Annotated in this window: 4 protein-coding genes; all 4 read right to left on the minus strand. The window is 68.5% G+C overall.

All coding sequences use genetic code 11. The features are described 5' to 3' along the window. Positions 1–50: 50 nt before the first annotated feature. Entirely contained in the window at positions 51–356 is a 306-nt protein-coding gene (locus VOI19_RS17540; protein ID WP_323794237.1) for a hypothetical protein, read from the minus strand. A gap of 40 nt (positions 357–396) precedes the next feature. Beyond that, positions 397–711 carry a hypothetical protein gene (locus VOI19_RS17545; protein WP_323794238.1) on the minus strand — a complete coding sequence of 105 codons (315 nt, stop codon included), beginning with the start codon at positions 709–711 and terminating at the stop codon, positions 397–399. Between the two features lie 5 nt (positions 712–716). Further along, on the minus strand, positions 717–1,928 hold the full coding sequence (locus VOI19_RS17550; protein ID WP_323794239.1) for an acyl-CoA desaturase: 1,212 nt from the start codon (positions 1,926–1,928) through the stop codon (positions 717–719). Between the two features lie 31 nt (positions 1,929–1,959). Next, on the minus strand, positions 1,960–2,853 hold an 894-nt coding region (locus VOI19_RS17555; protein WP_323794240.1), incomplete at its 5' end, for a ferredoxin reductase.

Below are 2,853 nucleotides of genomic sequence, written 5' to 3' on the forward strand. Positions count from 1 at the left end.
CTCTGCGTCGCCGAGAAGCAGTACCGCTGCGAGGGTCGCGACTCCGACCGCTAGGAAGCCGTCGTCCGGGCGGGGTCGATCAGCACGACGTGGCGCTCGGTGGCGAGACAGAACGCGGCGAGCAGCAGGGCGCTCGCGAACGCACCGCCGGACTCCCCCTCGAAGCCGGGTCCGGAGGACGACACCACCGAGACGGTCACCACGACGAGCACGGCACCGGCGGCCATCACCCCGGTGCGGGCCAGGGACAGCGCCACGAAGTGAGCGACCCGGTCCGGCGACCTCCCGATCGCGAAGATCAGCGACACGAAGAAGGCGATGATGAGCTGGGTGATGAAGACGAGTTCGTTGTCCACCCACCGCACGGTAGGACACCGCGTGCGGGGCGCTGGGAGTTCAGAGCAGCGAGTTGGGCTGGAAGGTCGGCCGCCGGTCCTCGTCGTCCCTGCCAGGACGCACGAACTCGAACCCCCCGGTCTGCACGACCTCCCAGGAGTCGTCGAGCGCCCGTCGTACGTCGTCGGCACACGTCGTGTGCAGCGGCGGAGCGTGGAAGGCGTTGCGACCCACCTCCGCCGCCGTGCCGACGAACGCGACCGGCCGCCCGAGCGACTGACCGCACGCGCCACAGATCCGCGCCAGCGCGCACTGGGTGACCTTGGCCTTGACCAGGTCACCGTCGCTCCAGGCGAACAGGTCCACGGGGCTCACGGGGCTCACGGGGCCGAGCGGGACCAGCCGCCGAGCTCGAGACGACGGTCGTGCATCTCGTCGTCGCGACGACGGCCGTGCTCGACGGTGACGTCCTTGCCGGTGGGCGGCTTGTCGTCCGAGGTCATCTTGTTGGGCAGCGACAGCTTGTGGATCACCCTCAGCACCTGGCCGTACTGCCGGTGCAGCGGACCGGTCGTGTAGGGGATGTCGTACTTGTCGCAGAGCGCGCGCACCTTGACCGAGATCTCGGCGTACCGGTTGCTCGGCAGATCCGGGAAGAGGTGGTGCTCGATCTGGTAGCCGAGGTTGCCGGACATGACGTGCAGCAGCTTGCCGCCCTCGAAGTTGGCGGTGCCGAGTACCTGGCGCAGGTACCACTCGGCGCGGGTCTCGTCCTCGAGCTCGTCCTCGGTGAAGTGCAGCGCACCGTCGGGGAAGTGGCCGCAGAAGATGATCAGGTAGGACCACACGTTGCGCGTGAAGTTGGCGCCGGCGTTGGCCTTGAGGGTCGACTTCCACTGCTTGCCCGAGAGCGCCGGGTAGAGCACGTAGTCCTTGACGAACTGGTTGCGGCCCTTCCTGGCGATCTGCTTGAGCTGGCGCTTCATCTCCTTCGGATCCTTCTTGCCCTTGCGGATCGCCTCGAGATCGAGGTCGTGCAGGGCCACCCCCCACTGGAAGAGCGAGGCGAGCAGAGCGTTGTAGACCGGCTGGCCCAGGTTGTGCGGGTGCCAGCGCTGCTCGCGCGCCATCCGCAGAACGCCGTAGCCGATGTCGTTGTCGTAGCCGAGCACGTTGGTGAACTGGTGGTGGATGTAGTTGTGACTGTGCTTCCACTGCTCGGCCGGCTGGGCGGTGTCCCACTCCCAGGTGGAGGAGTGGATCTCGGGGTCGTTCATCCAGTCCCACTGGCCGTGCATCACGTTGTGGCCGATCTCCATGTTCTCGAGGATCTTGGCCACCGCCAGCGCGGCGGCGCTGGCGGCCAGCACCGGCCCGCGGACCTTCTTGTCCAGCGGCGAGCTGGCGATCATGCCGATCCGTGCGGCGGCCGCCAACCAGCGCTGCGTGGTGATGACTCGGTTGATGTAGGCGGCGTCCTTGTCGCAGCGCGCCTCCTCGATCTCGGTGCGGATCGCGTCGAGCTCGGCTCCGATCTGCTCGACCTCCTCGGGGGTGAGGTGGCAGTACTCCTTGACGTCGGCGATGGCCATCAGTCGGTCCTTCCTTCGCGGATCATGAGTCTCAGATGTTCAGGACGCAGGGGCCGACCGGCACGGTCACGCACGTCTGCACCTGCTCGTTGGGCTGGTCGAACTCGGCACCGTTGCGCAGGTCGCGCACCGTGCCGCTGATCTTGGTCACGGTGCAGGTGTGGCAGATGCCGACCCGGCAGCCGTAGGGCATCCCGACGCCGGCCTGCTCGCCCGCCTCGAGCACGGTCGTGGCGCCGTCCGCCTCGACCTGCTTGCCGGAGTTCTGGAACGAGATCGAGCCGCCCTCTCCCCCGTCGCCGGACAGCTCGAGCGAGAAGCGCTCGAGGTGCAGTCGCTCGGTGAGGTCGTGGGACTCCCAGTGCTGCTCGACCGCGTCCAGCATCGGGCCGGGTCCGCAGGCCCAGGTCTCGCGCTTGCGCCAGTCGGGGATCGTGGCGTCGAGCCCGTCGGCGAGGTCGAAGATGCCCTGGGTGTCGGTGTGACGCTCGTGGACGGTGAGCGAGGGGTGCTTGTCGTGCAGCGCCAGCAGCTCGTCGCGGAAGATCATCCGCTCCGGCGTGGTCGAGGAGTAGTGCAGGACGACGTCACCCATCGTGCCGCGACGATCGAGCGTCCGCAGCATCGACATCACCGGCGTGATGCCGCTGCCGCCGACCAGGAACAGCGAGAGGGCCGGCGGCGGGTCCGGCAGCACGAAGTCGCCGGTGGGCGTGGCCAGGCGCACGATCGTGCCGGGCTCGAGGCCGTTGACGAGGTGGTCGGACAGGAAGCCCTCGGGCATCGCGCGCACGGTGATTGCCAGGGTGCGCCCGGTCTTCACCGGCGGCGAGCTCACCGAGTAGGAGCGCCAGTGGTACTTGCCGCCGACCTGGACGCCGATGCCGACGTACTGCCCGGGGCGGTGGTCGTAGTGCCAGCCCCA

This window comes from Nocardioides sp., assembly GCF_034670285.1.
GTDB lineage: Bacteria > Actinomycetota > Actinomycetes > Propionibacteriales > Nocardioidaceae > Nocardioides.